This is a genomic window from Stenotrophomonas sp. CFBP8994, from assembly GCF_034044835.1.
GTDB lineage: Bacteria > Pseudomonadota > Gammaproteobacteria > Xanthomonadales > Xanthomonadaceae > Stenotrophomonas > Stenotrophomonas rhizophila_A.
Map to the genome: position 1 here is coordinate 72858 of NZ_JAXCWT010000002.1, position 15246 is coordinate 88103.

12 protein-coding genes are annotated in these 15246 nt (G+C 68.3%); 11 read left to right on the forward strand and 1 reads right to left on the reverse strand.

Annotated elements, in window-relative coordinates; all coding sequences use genetic code 11:
• Positions 1–294: 294 nt before the first annotated feature.
• From SOM39_RS05100 to SOM39_RS05125, 6 genes are all read left to right on the forward strand, one after another.
• Complete coding sequence (locus SOM39_RS05100; RefSeq protein WP_320457698.1) at positions 295–2076, forward strand: DUF885 domain-containing protein; 1782 nt, start codon at positions 295–297, stop codon at positions 2074–2076.
• 162 nt (positions 2077–2238) lie between these two features.
• Entirely contained in the window at positions 2239–3462 is a 1224-nt protein-coding gene (locus tag SOM39_RS05105; protein WP_320457699.1) for a membrane-targeted effector domain-containing toxin, read from the forward strand.
• A gap of 58 nt (positions 3463–3520) precedes the next feature.
• Positions 3521–3925, forward strand: a complete 405-nt coding sequence (locus SOM39_RS05110) for a DUF2946 family protein (RefSeq protein WP_184126037.1) — start codon at positions 3521–3523, stop codon at positions 3923–3925.
• A gap of 55 nt (positions 3926–3980) precedes the next feature.
• Positions 3981–5324 (forward strand): TolC family protein, encoded by a 1344-nt coding sequence (locus SOM39_RS05115; protein WP_320457700.1) that lies wholly within the window; start codon positions 3981–3983, stop codon positions 5322–5324.
• Entirely contained in the window at positions 5321–6301 is a 981-nt protein-coding gene (locus SOM39_RS05120; protein ID WP_320457701.1) for an efflux RND transporter periplasmic adaptor subunit, read from the forward strand. Before SOM39_RS05115 ends, SOM39_RS05120 begins: the two co-directional genes overlap by 4 nt.
• A 35-nt stretch (positions 6302–6336) precedes the next feature.
• A complete protein-coding gene (locus tag SOM39_RS05125) occupies positions 6337–9498 on the forward strand; it encodes a CusA/CzcA family heavy metal efflux RND transporter (protein ID WP_320457702.1) in 3162 nt (1053 codons plus the stop codon).
• Between the two features lie 2 nt (positions 9499–9500).
• Here the strand turns inward: SOM39_RS05125 and SOM39_RS05130 are convergent, their stop codons facing one another.
• Positions 9501–10736: a glycosyltransferase gene (locus SOM39_RS05130; RefSeq protein WP_320458057.1), complete on the reverse strand. Its 1236-nt coding sequence runs from the start codon at positions 10734–10736 to the stop codon at positions 9501–9503.
• 163 nt (positions 10737–10899) lie between these two features.
• Here SOM39_RS05130 and SOM39_RS05135 point away from each other — a divergent pair, with 163 nt between their 5' ends.
• The 5 genes from SOM39_RS05135 (at position 10900) to SOM39_RS05155 (ending at position 15220) form a co-directional block, all read left to right on the forward strand.
• Complete coding sequence (locus tag SOM39_RS05135; RefSeq protein WP_320457703.1) at positions 10900–11394, forward strand: hypothetical protein; 495 nt, start codon at positions 10900–10902, stop codon at positions 11392–11394.
• A 435-nt stretch (positions 11395–11829) separates the two neighbouring features.
• A complete protein-coding gene (rpmB, locus tag SOM39_RS05140; RefSeq protein WP_005411638.1) occupies positions 11830–12066 on the forward strand; it encodes a 50S ribosomal protein L28 in 237 nt (78 codons plus the stop codon).
• Positions 12067–12076: 10 nt separating this feature from the next.
• Positions 12077–12244, forward strand: coding sequence for a 50S ribosomal protein L33 (rpmG, locus tag SOM39_RS05145; RefSeq protein WP_170272460.1), 168 nt, complete (start codon positions 12077–12079; stop codon positions 12242–12244).
• Between the two features lie 120 nt (positions 12245–12364).
• Positions 12365–13783: a cardiolipin synthase gene (cls, locus tag SOM39_RS05150; protein WP_320457704.1), complete on the forward strand. Its 1419-nt coding sequence runs from the start codon at positions 12365–12367 to the stop codon at positions 13781–13783.
• 21 nt (positions 13784–13804) lie between these two features.
• A complete protein-coding gene (locus SOM39_RS05155) occupies positions 13805–15220 on the forward strand; it encodes an FAD/NAD(P)-binding protein (protein WP_320457705.1) in 1416 nt (471 codons plus the stop codon).
• Positions 15221–15246: the final 26 nt, after the last annotated feature.

Sequence of the window (15246 nt, forward strand, 5' to 3'; positions counted from 1 at the left end):
TACCCGGCGGATACCCGGTGCCCCCCCGGTAGCGCCGACTGTTAGTCGGCTGCTCTTCGGCGCCCGCCCGGTAGCGCCGACTGTTAGTCGGCTGCTCTTCGCCGGAATCAAGAACAACATCAAGATCAAGAGCATCCGACTAACAGTCGGCGCTACCCGCGCCTTCGGCGCTCGGGTCTCGGCCTGCGGCCGATCCCCGGTCCTGCCCGCTTTGCGGGCAGGACCTTTGATCCATGCGCGCGCTGGATCGGGGTGCCATGATCGGGGTTTGCCGTCCCCCGGGAACCCCTGCTCGTGAAATCACCGCTCGTTGCTGCGTTGCTGCTCGCCCTGGCCCTTCCTGCCCATGCGGCACTGGCCGCACCCCCTGCGGCACCGACGGTCGCGCCGGCCAGCCTGGCCACCGAATCGCCGGCCGACGCGGCGTTCCGCGCCATCTACGAGAAGGAATGGGCCTGGCGCCAGGCCGGTGGCGGCGAAGCCAGTGAAGACGGTGATGGCCCGGCCACGGCCACCCGCATGCCGGACGTGGGCGCGGCCGCGCAGCAGGCACGCCTTGCGGTGTGGGACGACGTGCTGGCCCAGCTCGGCAAGGTCGATACCAAGGCGCTCTCGCCCACCAACCAGGTCAACTACGCGATCTACCGCGACCAGGTGTTCAACCTGGCCGAAGAAGTGCGCCTGCGCGGCTACGAGATGCCGTTCAACTCGGACTCTTCGTTCTGGTCCAACCTTTCGTTCATGGCGCGTCGCGAGCTGAAGACCGCCGCCGACTACCGCAACTACATCGCCCGGCTCAACGACGTACCCCGCTACTTCGACCAGCAGACCGACAACATGCGCGCCGGCCTGAAGCGCGGCTTCAGCGTGCCGCGCGCGGTGCTCGATGGCCGTGAAGTCTCGATCGCCACCGTGGCCGAGCTGAAGGACCCGACCCAGTCGCCGCTGTACGCGCCGTTCAAGAAACTGCCGGCCAGCATTCCCGCCGCCGAACAGGCCCAGCTGCAGGCGCAGGCCCGCCAGGCCATCAGCGCCAGCGTGGTGCCGGCCTTCGTCAAGCTGCGCACCTTCTTCGTCGGTGAGTACGTGCCGCAGGCGCGCACCACCCTGGCCGCCGAAGCGCTGCCCGATGGCAAGGCGTACTACCAGCAGCAGATCCACGAATACACCACGCTGGACCTCACCCCGCAGCAGATCCACGAGATCGGCCTGAAGGAAGTGGCGCGCATCCAGAAGGAAATGAACGACGTCATCAAGGAGGTCAAGTTCAAGGGCAGCTTCGCCGACTTCCTGGCCTTCCTGCGCACCGACCCGCAGTTCTACGCCAAGACCCCAGACGAACTGCTGCACCGCGCCGCCTGGATCTCCAAGCGCGTGGACGGCGTGATCGGCAAGTACATGACCCTGCCGCGCGCACGCTTCACCATCGTGCCGGTACCGCCGGATATCGCCCCGTTCTGGACCGCGGGCCGTGGCGGCATGGGTACTTACTGGGTCAACACCTACAACCTGCCGGCGCGCCCGCTGTACAACCTGCCGGCGCTGACCCTGCATGAGTCCGACCCGGGCCACGCCCTGCAGGGTGCGCTGGCGGCAGAGCAGGGCGAACAGCCCGAGTTCCGCCGCAACGCCTACATCTCCGCCTATGGCGAAGGGTGGGGCCTGTACAGCGAGAAGCTTGGCGTGGAAATGGGCATCTACGAAACCCCGTACGAGGATTTCGGCCGCCTGACCTATGAAATGTGGCGTGCCGCGCGCCTGGTGATCGATACCGGCGTGCACCACAAGGGCTGGACCCGCGAGAAGGCGCTGGCCTACCTGCGCGACCACACCGCGCTGAGCGAGCACGAAGTGACCACCGAAGTGGACCGCTACATCTCGTGGCCGGGCCAGGCACTCAGCTACAAGCTGGGTGAGATCGCGATCGTGCGCCTGCGCGGCGAGGCCGAAAAGGCGCTGGGCGACCGCTTCGACGTCAAGTCGTTCCACGACGCGGTACTCAGCCAGGGCTCGGTGCCGTTGCCGGTGCTGGATGCGCAGATCCGCGCGTACATCGACGCGCGCCGCGCGCCCTGATGTCGCAACTGGTCGGTGCCGATGTGCGCTCGCGCACGCATCGGCACACGGCCTGCGCCGCGATGACGAAACTGCATAGCGCGTCGCAGCGCTGCAGTAGCAGATGACTAGGCTGGTCAGGGCGCGCCCCCGGGCGCGCGTTTCCCCCCAAGGAGCCTGACCATGCTGGATGCCCTGTCCGCACTGCACCACCGCCTGTTCTGCCACACCACCGCCAACAAGGCAGCCCATCGCCACGCGGAACCGACCCTGCTGAGCCTGCGCAACCTGCCGGACGGCCAGCGTCCACCGACCACCCGCGCCTCGACGTCCATGGGTGCAGCCGGCCCCGATCCCCTGCAGCGTTTCACGCTCGCCCCCGAGCATGGCCAGGCCCTGGCCGCGTTGCTGCAGCGGCACCGCAGGCTGCTCGACCCCGACTACACCATGCCGTTTGCAGCCCCCGAGCGCGCGGCGCTCGACAGCTTCTTCGCCAAACGCGCGCAGCTGGTGGAGGCCGCCCTCGGCAGCCCGCCTCCGGTGTGTACCGGTCGACATGATCCGCCCGATCTCGCACCGGCGCGCACGCAAGCGGACCTGCTGCGGCAGCTGCTCGGCAGCGCGAAAGGACTGGTACTGGGCGAGGTGCCCTGCAGCCCGTCCAGCAGGCGCCTGCTGATCGATCACATGGCGTTGCTGCGCCACCTTGGGGTCGACACCCTGTACCTGGAGCACCTCCAGGGCGACCTCCACCAGGCCGACCTCGACCGCCTGCACCGCAGTGGCACGCTTTCCCCCGACTTGGCGCGCTTCCTGGCAGGGCAGGAGAGCGGCCACCTGACCCACGCGCCCTGCGGCGCGACCTTCCGCGATCTGGTCGACGCCGCCTTCAAGGTCGGCATGCGCGTCGTCGCGCTCGACCTGATGGCCAGCTACCACCTGCGGGGTGTCCACGACCACGCCGGAATCAGCGCGGCCGCCCTTCCGGACATCCGGGTCAAGCTCTTGAACCACGTCGCGGCTGCGCGGATCGCGCACGACCAGCGCAGGCAGGCCGGCAAGCCGGGACCGCAGCGCTGGGTGGCGCTGGTAGGCAACGCCCACGCCGGTACCTTCAACGACATTGTCGGCATCGCCGAGCGCCTGGGCGTGCCCAGCCTTCGCGTGGAAGAGACCAGCCCCGGTTGGAGCCAGCGGCTGCAGGCAGGCTGCGATCCTGGCCGGACCGTGCCGCCCGCCGTGCGCAGCAGCGGCGGCGAACTGCAGTGCGACTACCTGCTCAAGGTGCCAGCGGCTGACGGTCGCGCGCGGCCGGACACGCCCGCACCCTGCAGTGCGGCCGATGCGCTGCGGCTGCGCGCACTGCGCCAGGCGCACCACGCGCCACCGCCGGCCCGTACGGCATGAACGCGCGCCGCCGCTGCGATTGTGTAACGGGGGCGGCCGTCGTTACCCTGCGGCCATGATGTCCCGCCTGCGCCACCGCCTGTCGCTGCCTGTCCGCCTGCTGATGCTGGCGGTGGTGCTGTTCGGCACGGCCGGTGGAGCGCTCGCGTCGGCATTGGGCGACCTGCATGCGCTGTCGCACGCCGGGGTCGCCGGTCTGTCGCATGCGGTGTCGCATGCCGAACCGGTCGACGTGGCCGCGGCCACTGCCGAGGCTGACCATGCGGACGAGGATGACGGCGCGCGCCTGCTGCACGCGCTGGTCCATTGCGGACACTGCCATGGTCATGGCGGCGTGCTGCCGCTGGCGGCATCGGCCTGGTCGCTACCGGCCGCACCGGCGCACGCCGTGCCGGTCGGCCTGACCGCGCAGCTGCTTGCCCAGCCACCCGAGAGCCTGCTGCGCCCCCCGATAGCGGTGTGATGCCACGCGGCGCCTTGCCGCGGCTTCACCTCTGAACCGCTTTCTGGAGATTCCCATGTGGATGCGTCTGGCAGCCGTTGCTGCCATTGCGCTCGTGCCGTGCGCGTATGCGCAGGGCACCGCGCCTGTTACCCGTTCCGCCCAAGCAGCATTGCCCGTTGCAGCGGCGGCGGCCCCCGCGTTGACCCTGGACGAGGCCATCGCCCGCGTCGCCCGCTACCACCCCGACCTTCGCCTGGCCGATGCCCAGCGCCCGGTCTGGGAAGCGCGCCGTGAGGCGGCCGCGTACGGGCCGCCACTGACCGTCGGCGTTGAGCTGGAGAATGCGCTGGGCACCGGTGGCAGCCGTGGCTTCGACGCCGCCGAACTGACCGTCACATTGGCCGGCGTGCTGGAGCGCGGCGGCAAGCTGGATGCCCGCCGGGTACTGGCCCAGGCCAATCTCGACGCGTTGGCACCGCAGCGCGAAACCGCGCGGCTGGACCTGATGGCCGCCGTGGCCCAGCGTTATCTCGCCATTGCAGAAGCCCGCGCGCAGCTTGCCATTGCCGACACCGATATCGACCAGCGTCGCCGCGCGGTCGCCGCCGCCCGGATGCGCCTGCAGGCCGGCGCGTCGCCCGAATCGGTGCTGATGACCGCGCAGGCGATGTTGGCGCAGGCCGAAGTGGACCGTGATCGCGCCATGCAGGCCGACCGCGCCGCGCGTCTCGCGCTGTCGGCGCTGTGGCGTGAGCGCGAGCCCGGCTTCGACGTGGTCAGCGGCGACCCGCTGCAGCTGCCCGCCCTGCAACCCTTCGATATCCTTGCCGACGAACTGCAGCGCACCCCGGAACTGGCCGTGCTGGCCGGCGAACGCCGCGTGCGCGAAGCCCAGGTGCAGCTGGCACGCACCCAGGCACGGCCGGACATCAGCTGGCAGGTCGGCGTGCGCAACAGCCGCGACAGCGGCGATACCGCGCTGGTCGGCGGCTTCAGCGTGCCACTGGGGAGCATGCGCCGCGCCGGTCCGGAGATCCGCGCAGCCGAAGCCGAGCTCGCCCTCAACGGGGTGGAACGCGATGCGCGCGCGCTGCAGCTGTACACCACCCTGGCCGAAGCGCACGGACGCTATGAAACGTCGCGGCTGGAAGTCACCCGCATGGCGAGCGATGTACTGCCGAAGCTGCAGCGCGCCGAGAACGCCGCCGAAAAGGCCTGGCGTGCCGGTGCCATCAGCTACATGGAGTGGGCGCAGCTGCAGGCCATGCGCATCGAGGCGCGGCAGCGCCAGCTCGATGCCGCCATCGCCGCGCAGACCGCACTCATCGAACTGCAACGGCTGACCGGCCAAGGCCTGCTTGCCCACGCCAGTGCCACCCCCGCTACCGCGACCGCGTCCACGGAGGACCGCCGATGAACCTTTCGATCCCCCGCGCGGCGCGCATCGCCGCCCTCCTGTTGTGCCTGCTCGCACTGGCCGGCTGTGCCAAGGAAGCGCCCACGGCACCGGCCAGCCCGGACGCCGGCCACGGCGAACCCGGCCACACCGAAGCGGGTGAGGACCACGACGACGCATCGGACAGCACCACCATCCCTGCGGCGATGGCCGAGCAGTCCGGTATCAAGGTCACCCCGGTCGCCGCCGGCACCATCGCCGACGAACACGACGTGCAGGGCCTGCTGACCCCGGTCGACGGCCGCGTGGCCCAGGTGATGGCCCGCTTCCCCGGCCCGATCCGCTCGCTGCGCGCCAATGTCGGCGATCGCATCGCGGCCGGCCAGGTACTGGCCAGCATCGAAAGCAACCTCAGCCTGACCACCTACACGGTCAGCGCTCCCATCAGCGGCGTGGTGCTGGCCCGCCAGGCGCAGGTCGGCGGGGTGGCGGGCGAGGGCACGCCGCTGTTCGAGATCGGTGACCTGTCCACGCTGTGGGTGGACCTGCACATCTTCGGCAACGACACCCAGCACATCACTGCCGGCGTACCGGTCACCGTGTCGCGGATGACCGACGGGGTCACCCAGGCCACCACGCTGGAACGCGTGCTGCCCGGCACCGCCACCGCCAGCCAGAGCACCGTGGCCCGCGCCACGCTGCGCAACGACGACGGCCTGTGGCGGCCGGGCGCGGCGGTGAAGGCGCGCATCGTGGTCGCCACCCGGCCCGCTTCGCAGGTGGTGCCGCTCAGCGCGCTGCAGACGATGGAAGGCAAGGACGTGGTGTTCGTACGCACCGGCGAGACCTACACCACCCGTCCAGTGCGCCTCGGCGCGCGCGACGCCAACCAGGTGGAAGTGCTGGAGGGCCTCACCCTCGGCGATGAAGTCGTCACCGGGCAGAGCTACGTGGTGAAGGCCGACATCGGCAAGGCGGGAGCGTCGCATGAGCATTGAGCACGCAACCATCCCCGGGCGTGGAGGGCATCGCCATGCTTGAGCGCATCATTGCCGCCTCCATCGCCCACCGCTGGCTGATGATGAGCCTGACCCTGGCGTTGATCGCCGTGGGTGCATGGAGCTTCACCAAGCTGCCCATCGACGCCACCCCGGACATCACCAATGTCCAGGTGCAGATCAACACGGCCGCGCCCGGCTACTCGCCACTGGAGGCCGAGCAGCGCATCACCTACCCGGTGGAAACGGTGATGGCCGGGTTGCCGCGGATGGAACAGGCACGCTCGCTGTCGCGCTATGGGCTGTCGCAGGTCACGGTGGTGTTCGAAGACGGCACCGACATCTACTTCGCGCGGCAACAGGTGGCCGAACGCCTGCAGCAGGTGAAGTCGCAGATCCCGGCCGGGCTGGACCCGCAGCTGGGGCCGATCTCCACCGGTCTGGGCGAGATCTTCATGTACACCATCGACGCCGATCCGGCGGCGCGTAAACCCGATGGCAGCGCCTACACCGCCACCGACCTGCGCACGCTGCAGGACTGGGTGATCCGCCCACAGCTGCGCAACGTGCCGGGCGTGACCGAGGTCAATACCATCGGTGGCTTCCAGCGCCAGGTGCACATCACGCCCGATCCGGCCCGCCTGCGTGCGCTGGGTTTCACCCTGGAAGACGTGGTCCAGGCCGTGGAAAGCAACAACCAGAACGTCGGCGCCGGCTACATCGAACGCAACGGGCAGCAGTTCCTGGTGCGCATTCCCGGCCAGGTGGCCAACCTGGAGGAAATCGGCAACATCGTGCTGGCACGTCGCGAAGGCGTGCCGATCCACGTGCACGACGTCGCCGAGGTCGCCGAAGGCCCCGAGCTGCGCAGCGGCGCCGCCACCCAGAACGGCCATGAAGTGGTGATGGGCACGGTGGTGATGCTGATCGGTGCCAACAGCCGCGATGTGGCCCAGGCCGCCGCCGCGCGTCTGGAACAGGCGCAACGCAGCCTGCCTGCCGGCGTCACCGTCACCGCCAGCTACGACCGCACCACCCTGGTGGACCGCACCATCCAGACCGTGGCCAGGAACCTGGTGGAAGGCGCACTGCTGGTGATCGTGGTGCTGTTCCTGCTGCTCGGAAATTTCCGCGCCGCATTGATCACCGCGGCGGTGATTCCGCTGGCGATGCTGTTCACCCTCACCGGCATGGCGCGCGGGGGCGTATCAGCGAACCTGATGAGCCTGGGCGCGCTGGACTTCGGCCTGATCGTCGATGGCGCGGTGATCATCATCGAGAACTGCCTGCGCCGCTTCGGCGAGCGCCAGCATGCCCTCGGCCGCGACATGACCCGCGAAGAGCGCTTCGCCGAAACCGCCAGCGCCACCGCCGAAGTGATCCGCCCCAGCCTGTTCGGGCTGGGCATCATCACTGCCGTATACCTGCCGATCTTCGCGTTGTCGGGCGTGGAAGGAAAAATGTTCCACCCCATGGCCATTACCGTGGTGCTCGCGTTGAGCGGCGCGATGGTGCTGGCGCTGACCTTCGTGCCGGCAGCCATCGCCCTGTTCATGGGCGGCCACGTGCAGGAGAAGGAGAACCGGGTGATGGCCTGGGTGCGCCGGCGTTACCGGCCCCTGCTGGCATTCTCGCTGCGGCGCGGGCGCTGGATGGTGGGTGGCGCGCTGGTGCTGGTGGTGGGCTGCGGCCTGCTTGCCACCCGGCTGGGCAGCGAGTTCGTGCCCAACCTGGACGAAGGCGACGTGGCCATGCATGCCATGCGCATTCCCGGCACCAGCCTGACCCAGTCGGTCGAGATGCAGAAGCTGATCGAAAACCGGCTGGTGCGGTTCCCGGAGGTGAGCAAAGTATTTTCCAAGATCGGCACTCCGGAAGTGGCCTCCGATCCGATGCCGCCCTCGGTGGCCGACACCTTCATCATGATGAAACCGCGCAAGGACTGGCCGGACCCGCGCAAACCGCACGCCACGCTGCTGGCTGAGCTGGAAGCAGCGGTGGAGCAGCTGCCCGGCAACAACTACGAGTTCACCCAGCCGATCCAGATGCGCACCAACGAGCTCATCTCCGGCGTGCGCGCCGACGTGGCGGTGATGCTGTTCGGCGATGACCTGGAGATGTTGCTGAAGGTGGGCAGGCGCATCGCCAGCGTGGCCGGCAGCGTGCCGGGCGCGGCGGATGTGCGCGTGGAGGAAACCAGCGGCCTGCCGCTGCTCACCGTCACTCCCAACCGCAGCGCGCTGGCCGGCTACGGGCTCAACCCGGGCCAGGTGCAGTCCACCGTGGCCACCGCCGTGGGTGGACAGGTGGCCGGGCAGCTGTTCGAAGGCGACCGCCGCTTCGACATCGTGGTGCGCCTGCCCGAGGCGCTGCGCCAGGACCCGGCCGCACTGGCCGACCTGCCGGTATCGCTGGCCCCGGCACTGGAAGGCGATGCCGACGAATCCAGCCAGGGCGGCGGCTGGACCAGCGGCACCGCGCGTACCGTGCCGCTGCGCGAGCTGGCCACGCTGGCCAACAGCGAGGGGCCGAACCAGATCAACCGCGAGAACGGCAAGCGCCGCATCGTAGTCACCGCCAACGTGCGCGATCGTGACCTGGGCAGCTTCGTCAGTGACCTGCAGCAGGCGGTCAACCGTGATGTACAGGTGCCCGATGGCTACTGGATCGAGTACGGCGGCAGCTTCGAGCAGCTGATCTCGGCCAGCCAGCGCCTGGCGATCGTGGTGCCGGTCACCCTGATCCTGATCTTCGCGCTGTTGTTCTGGGCGTTCGGCTCGGTCAAGGATGCGGCCATCGTGTTCAGCGGTGTACCGCTGGCGCTCACCGGTGGCGTGCTGGCATTGGCCGCCCGCGGCATTCCGCTCTCCATCTCCGCAGGCGTCGGCTTCATCGCGCTCTCGGGCGTGGCCGTGCTCAACGGCCTGGTGATGATCAGCTTCGTGCGCAGCCTGCGCGAGGGCGGCATGCCCCTGGCCGATGCGGTACGCGAAGGCGCGCTGGGGCGGCTGCGTCCGGTACTGATGACCGCGCTGGTGGCCTCGCTCGGCTTCGTGCCGATGGCCTTCAACGTCGGCGCCGGTGCCGAAGTCCAGCGCCCGCTGGCCACGGTGGTGATCGGCGGCATCGTGTCATCAACGCTGCTCACCCTGCTGGTGCTGCCGGTGCTGTACCGCTGGCTGCACCGCAGGCAGTAGCGCTATCCGGGTAGCGCCCGACCGTTGGTCGGGCGTTGCCCCTGCTCGATAAGCCGAACGGCCTTCGCTACACCATCCTCCGTCGCCATGGCCCGTCCCAATGCAGCTGCACGTGCCCGCGTGTCCACATGCTCGGCAACGGCAATAGCACGCCCCAACATCCCGGTGTCCAGGCGTTTCGGCGACAGCGGTTCGGCGGCTACGCCGATCTCCCGCAATCGCGCCGCCCAGAAAAACTGATCTGCCGCAAACGGCATCACCAATGAAGGCACCCCCGCACGGCAGGCCGAATGGGTGGTGCCGCTGCCGCCGTGGTGGATCACCAGCGAACAGCGCGGGAACAGCGCTTCGTGCGGTGCAGGGCCGATGACAAACACGTTCGCTGGCAGCGGACCGTCTGGAAGGCCTGCCCAGCCCGGGAACAGCAGCACGCGCCGCGGTGCCAGCGCCTGCAGCAGTGCCGGCAACACCGTGTTGCGATCAAATCCCGTCATGCTTCCAAAGCCGACGTATACGGGCGGCGGGCCTTCATCGAGAAAGGCCTGCAGTTCCGGCGTCGGCTGCCAAGGCGCATCGGGTGCACGCCATTGCCCGCACACATGGTGATCGGCCGGCCAGTCGGCAGGCGGCGGCATCAGGCTCGGCGAAATCCCGTACAGCATTGGAACGTCACGCCACAGGGTGCGCCGAGCCGGCATGCCCATCGCCCGCCGCGCTTGGTTGATGGGGCGACGGAAGGTGCGCCACACGGCATCGTTGACCAGCCCGTAGCTGAGTTTGTTGAGCACACCGGGGAGGCGCAGCCGTGGCAGGAAGGGCGAGGCGAATGCGCGCGTGGGCGTGAGTGGAATCATGCCGGTTCCGATCACCGGTATGCCGTGGTGCTCGGCCACCGTCATGCCCACGAAGGCGGCAAGCCCGCCCGTCAATACCGCGTCGAACCCGGCCGCAGCCGCGTCGGCCTGTCGCATCCATGCCGGCACATGCCGCTGCGCCATCCGCGCCAGCCCGCGCGATGCCGCTGCCATGTCGTTGCCCCGCGACACCAGGGCCACCACCTCGTCGTGGATGTCGCCTTCGAGCGCAGCATGCGGCACGCCCAGCGCCTGCGCGCTGCCCAGCGTGCCACTCTCGGCCAGCACCATTACCTCATGTCCAGCCGCTTGCAGCCCATGGCACAACATCACCAGCGGCCGGGTGTCGCCTTCGGTTCCATAGGTCACAGCGAGAAGTCGCATGGACGCATCCGATGATCGAAAATTGAAGTATCTCCATGCGGTGTGCAGAACGGGTCTATCCCGCCGCTGCAATCCCTGAATCTGATAAGTACGTCAAACCTGGCGGCGATGACCCGCAGCTAGTCTCGAGCACTGGCTGGAATTGCGCTCAAGGCAGCAGACGTTGTCCTACGGTACTTTCGTTGCGGGTAATCTCCGATATGACCTGCGCCATCTGGATCCGTTCTCGGTGAAGGTGAGGGTGCACGGCGTCCTTGTCGATGTGGACGTGAGCTTCAGCTTCCATGTCTTCACCGACCAGAAGGGCAGGGGACCGTGCTTCCCGCATCATGCCGAGGAGCGCTATTTCTGCGTGAAGCGATACCAGCTCAGTCACACTGTCGCAGCCTTCATGCGTGGGCCCTTCTTCGACGCTTCGGTGCGGCGGCATGTCCGTAGCGTGGATGGCGAGCCTCAGGAACAGTACTTCTGCACCGACCTGGGCCATGGCGACATCATCTGGACCCGGATATCGAGACGTGAGCGGCAGAACCGCGTGCGCGTCTGGGTGGTGAGCGCCTACAACCGCGACTGGCAGGGCATGGTGCTCCCGCGCGGTCAGGGGTTGTTCCGGGTCCAGAAAGTGTTGGCAAGCAAGCTGGGCATCCCGCGACCCTGAATAAAAAAGGCACCCCATCGCTGGGGTGCCTTGGAATTACGGTCTCGGTGAAAGTGAAACGCGTTGGCTTTCGCCTATCCCGCCCATGGCTGAGGAAAGAACGGACCAAGTCCGCCTTCGCAGCGCTACTATCCCGTCGCCGGGTCCCGATCAGCAGCACTTGGTGAAATCATGTCACGCGGGCGCGCCCCGGTACAGGGGCAAGAGCGCCACCGTTCAGGGTTTTGCTGTGGATAAGCCTTGCCTTGCAGGGGCTGCGCGTGCATAATGCGCGGCTCGCTGTGTCCGGATTTGTCCGGATTGGTGGCCGGGAACACGTCATCCGGCCTGCCCTCGTCAGCGTAACCCTTTGATTCTCATGACGTGTGGCGGGAAACCGTCGAGGCCGCCGTCGCCCGGGCTATGGGCTGACACATACTTTCATCGAGGTGCGCAATGTCCCGCGTATGCCAAGTTTCCGGCAAGCGAGTGCAGACGGGTAACAACGTCTCGCACGCCAACAACAAGACCCGTCGTCGTTTCCTGCCCAACCTGCACGAGCGCCGCTTCTGGGTCGCCAGCGAAAACCGCTGGGTCAAGCTTCGTGTTTCCGCGCATGCACTGCGCACCATCGACAAGAACGGCATCGATTCCGTTCTGGCTGAGCTGCGTGCGCGCGGCGAAAAGGTCTGAGGAGTAGACGATCATGGCAGGCAAGCGCGATAAGGTCCGTATGATTTCGACCGCCGGTACCGGTCACTTCTACACGACCGACAAGAACAAGAAGAACACCCCCGGGAAGATGGAATTCTCGAAGTACGATCCGGTCGTGCGCAAGCACGTCCCGTACAAGGAAGGCAAGATCAAGTAATCCCTCACGGGGTTGCTCGATGGCCAACGAAGAACCCGCCTCACGGCGGGTTTTTTCGTTTCCGGGGGCGTGCACGCCGGCCATGGCAGAATGCCGGCACACCCCCAAACGGGCGAACCGATGCTGTTCGAATGGCTGCTGGGTTCATGGTTGTTGATGCTGGACTGGCTGATCCGGCTGGCCGCGCTGTTCTGGATTCCCAGCCGCACCACGCCCGGCGCCGCGCGCAGCTGGCTGCTGCTGGTCGGCTTCGTGCCCCTGCTGGGCCTGCCGCTGTACCTGCTGTTCGGCCACCCCTGGCTGTCGCGCCAGCGCGTGCAGCGCCAGGCCGAGGCCTCCCAGGTGATCCGCGAGGAGCAGGCGCTGCAGCCGCCGCTGCGCTGGAACCCGGTGCCCGATACCGCCACCGCCGAAATGGTGCCGCTGATCGAGCGCCAGGGCGACTTCATGCCCGTGCACGGCAACGCGGTGGAGCTGCTGACCGACTACGACGCCTCGCTGCAGGCGCTGATCGACGATATCGACCAGGCCCGCGACCGCGTGCACCTGCTGTACTACCTGATGTTCGACGACGCGGTGGGCGAAGCGGTGGTGCAGGCGCTGCAGCGCGCCGCCGCACGCGGCGTGCACTGCCGCCTGCTGCTGGATGCGGTGGGCGCCAAGCGTGGCCTGCGCCGCTACCGCCACCGCCTGCAGGCGCTGGGCGTGGACGTGCGCGCCATGCTGCCCGGCGGGCTGCGCTGGCGCCGCAGCGGGCGGATGGACCTGCGCAACCACCGCAAGATCGCGGTGATCGACAACCGGGTCGGCTACATCGGCTCGCAGAACCTGGCCCATCCCGGCTTCGTGCCCGGCTACCCCAACCGCGAACTGGTGGCGCGGGTGCGCGGGCCCGCAGTCGCCCACCTGGAGGCGGTGTTCGCCAGCGACTGGTACATGGAAACCGGCCAGCGGCTGGAGGTGATGATGGTCGAGCCGGTCTGCGCCGATGACGTGCCCACCCAGCTGCTGCCCAGCGGCCCGGCCTACCCCTTCAGCAACGCCCGCGATGCGGTGAATGCGCTGATCCACCTGGCACGCCGCCGCATCGTGCTGGTCACGCCGTACTTCGTCCCCGACGAGGCCACGTTGAGTGCGCTGCGCATCGCCGCGCTGTCGGGGGTGCAGGTGCAGCTGATCCTGTCGGCCAGCAACAACCAGCACCTCACCGCCTGGGCGCAGGAGGCGTACTACGACGAACTGCTGCGCGCCGGCGTGCGCGTTGCGCTGTACGAACCGCATTTCCTGCATGCCAAGCACCTCACCGTGGACGAGGACATCGCGCTGGTCGGCTCGATCAACCTGGACATCCGCTCGTTCGCGCTCAACGCCGAGATCGGCATGCTCTGCTACGACCGGGGGCTGGTACGACAGTTGATCGAGATCGAAGACGACTACCTGCGGCAGTCGCGCCAGCTCGACCTGAAGGCGTGGCGGCTGCGGCCTGCGTGGCGACGCAGCCGCGAAGGTATCGCGCGGCTGGCCGATGCGCTGATGTAGGGCACGGGGCGTTGCGGGCGCATGTCCTACAATGCGGCCATGACCGACTCCGAACCCATGCTCCAGGCCGACCTGGCCATCATCGGCGGCGGTGCGGCCGGTGTGCTGGTCGCGCACAACGCGCTGCGCAGCGCCACCGCGCCCGTGCAGGTGGTCCTGTTCGAGCCCGCTTCCACGCTGGCCCAAGGCATCGCCTACGCCACGCCGTGGCCGGAGCATCTGCTCAACGTGCCGGCCGGCAAGATGAGCGGCCTGCCCGAACAGCCGGGTGATTTCGTCGATTACCTGCTGCAGGCCGATGCACTGCCAGGCGTCCCGCGCGACGTACTGACCGAGACGTTCGTTCCGCGCCGCCATTACGCGGCGTACCTGCAGCATCGCCTTGCAGAAGCGCAGGCGCAGAGCCCGGCGACGCTGCACGTGGTGCACGTGCCGGTCATCGCGCTGCAGCCGGGCACGCCACGGAACGTGTTGCGACTGGCCGATGGCCAGCAATGGCAGTCACGCCAGGTGGTGCTGGCCTGCGGCAACAGCATGCGCCCGTTGCCCGCGCCCGGTGCCGAGGCCCTGCCGCCCGGCCGCGTGGTGGATGCGTGGGATTACGACGGCGTGCGCCTGCTGGCCGGCGATGGCGACGTGGCCATCATCGGCTCGGGCCTGAGCATGGCCGACAGCGTGGTGGCATTAGCCACGGCGGGTCATCGCGGCCGCATCCACGTGCTGTCGCGGCACGCACTGCTGCCACTGCCACATGCGCACGGCGGCATCGCCAAGTTCGATCCCCAGCCGCTGCTGGCGATGCCATTGCGCGCCCGCATGCGCGCGCTGCGCGGCCATGTGCGCGACGCAGCGGCGAAGGGTATTCCGTGGCAGGGCGTGATGGACCGCATCCGTCCACTGGGCCAGGCGCTGTGGCAGGGACTTGATGCAGCTGACCAGCGCCGTTTCCTGCGCCACGTGGTGCGCTACTGGGACGTGCACCGCCACCGCATTGCCGAAACGGTACATGCGCAGCTGGCCGAACTGGAGGAATCGGGCCAACTGCAGCGCCACCGCGCGCGGCTGGATGCGCTGCTGGTGCTGGACAGCACCCTGCAGCTGCATGCACACGGCGCCGCGGGTGGCCTGCCGCCGTTGAATGTGGGCGCCGTAATCAACGCTACCGGCGTGGAAACCCGCGCGCTGGCCATGCGCAACCCGCTGTTGCAGCAGTTGCTGGCCGATGGCCATGCGCGCCCCGGCCCGCATGGGCTGGGGTTGGACAGTGACAGTGCGGGTTTCCTGCAGGACGGGCAGGGCAGGCCGCAGCCGGGCGTGCAGGTAGTCGGCAGCCTGCGTATCGGCACCTTGTGGGAAAGCCTGGCCATTCCGGAGCTTCGGACCCAGGCGCAACAGGCCGCGATGGCTGCGTTGATGCGTCAAGACCAACGGTCGTGACCTACCGTGAACGGGTTGCGCGCGCC

Excerpts from the sequence above, each read along its gene's own strand:
- SOM39_RS05120 (WP_320457701.1), top strand. The coding sequence starts at position 5,321 with ATGAACCTTTCGATCCCCCGCGCGGCGCGCATCGCCGCCCTCCTGTTG.
- SOM39_RS05155 (WP_320457705.1), top strand. The coding sequence starts at position 13,805 with ATGTCCTACAATGCGGCCATGACCGACTCCGAACCCATGCTCCAGGCC.
- SOM39_RS05115 (WP_320457700.1), top strand. The coding sequence starts at position 3,981 with ATGTGGATGCGTCTGGCAGCCGTTGCTGCCATTGCGCTCGTGCCGTGC.
- SOM39_RS05105 (WP_320457699.1), top strand. The coding sequence starts at position 2,239 with ATGCTGGATGCCCTGTCCGCACTGCACCACCGCCTGTTCTGCCACACC.
- SOM39_RS05110 (WP_184126037.1), top strand. The coding sequence starts at position 3,521 with ATGTCCCGCCTGCGCCACCGCCTGTCGCTGCCTGTCCGCCTGCTGATG.
- SOM39_RS05125 (WP_320457702.1), top strand. The coding sequence starts at position 6,337 with ATGCTTGAGCGCATCATTGCCGCCTCCATCGCCCACCGCTGGCTGATG.
- rpmB (WP_005411638.1), top strand. The coding sequence starts at position 11,830 with ATGTCCCGCGTATGCCAAGTTTCCGGCAAGCGAGTGCAGACGGGTAAC.
- cls (WP_320457704.1), top strand. The coding sequence starts at position 12,365 with ATGCTGTTCGAATGGCTGCTGGGTTCATGGTTGTTGATGCTGGACTGG.
- SOM39_RS05130 (WP_320458057.1), bottom strand. The coding sequence starts at position 10,736 with ATGCGACTTCTCGCTGTGACCTATGGAACCGAAGGCGACACCCGGCCG.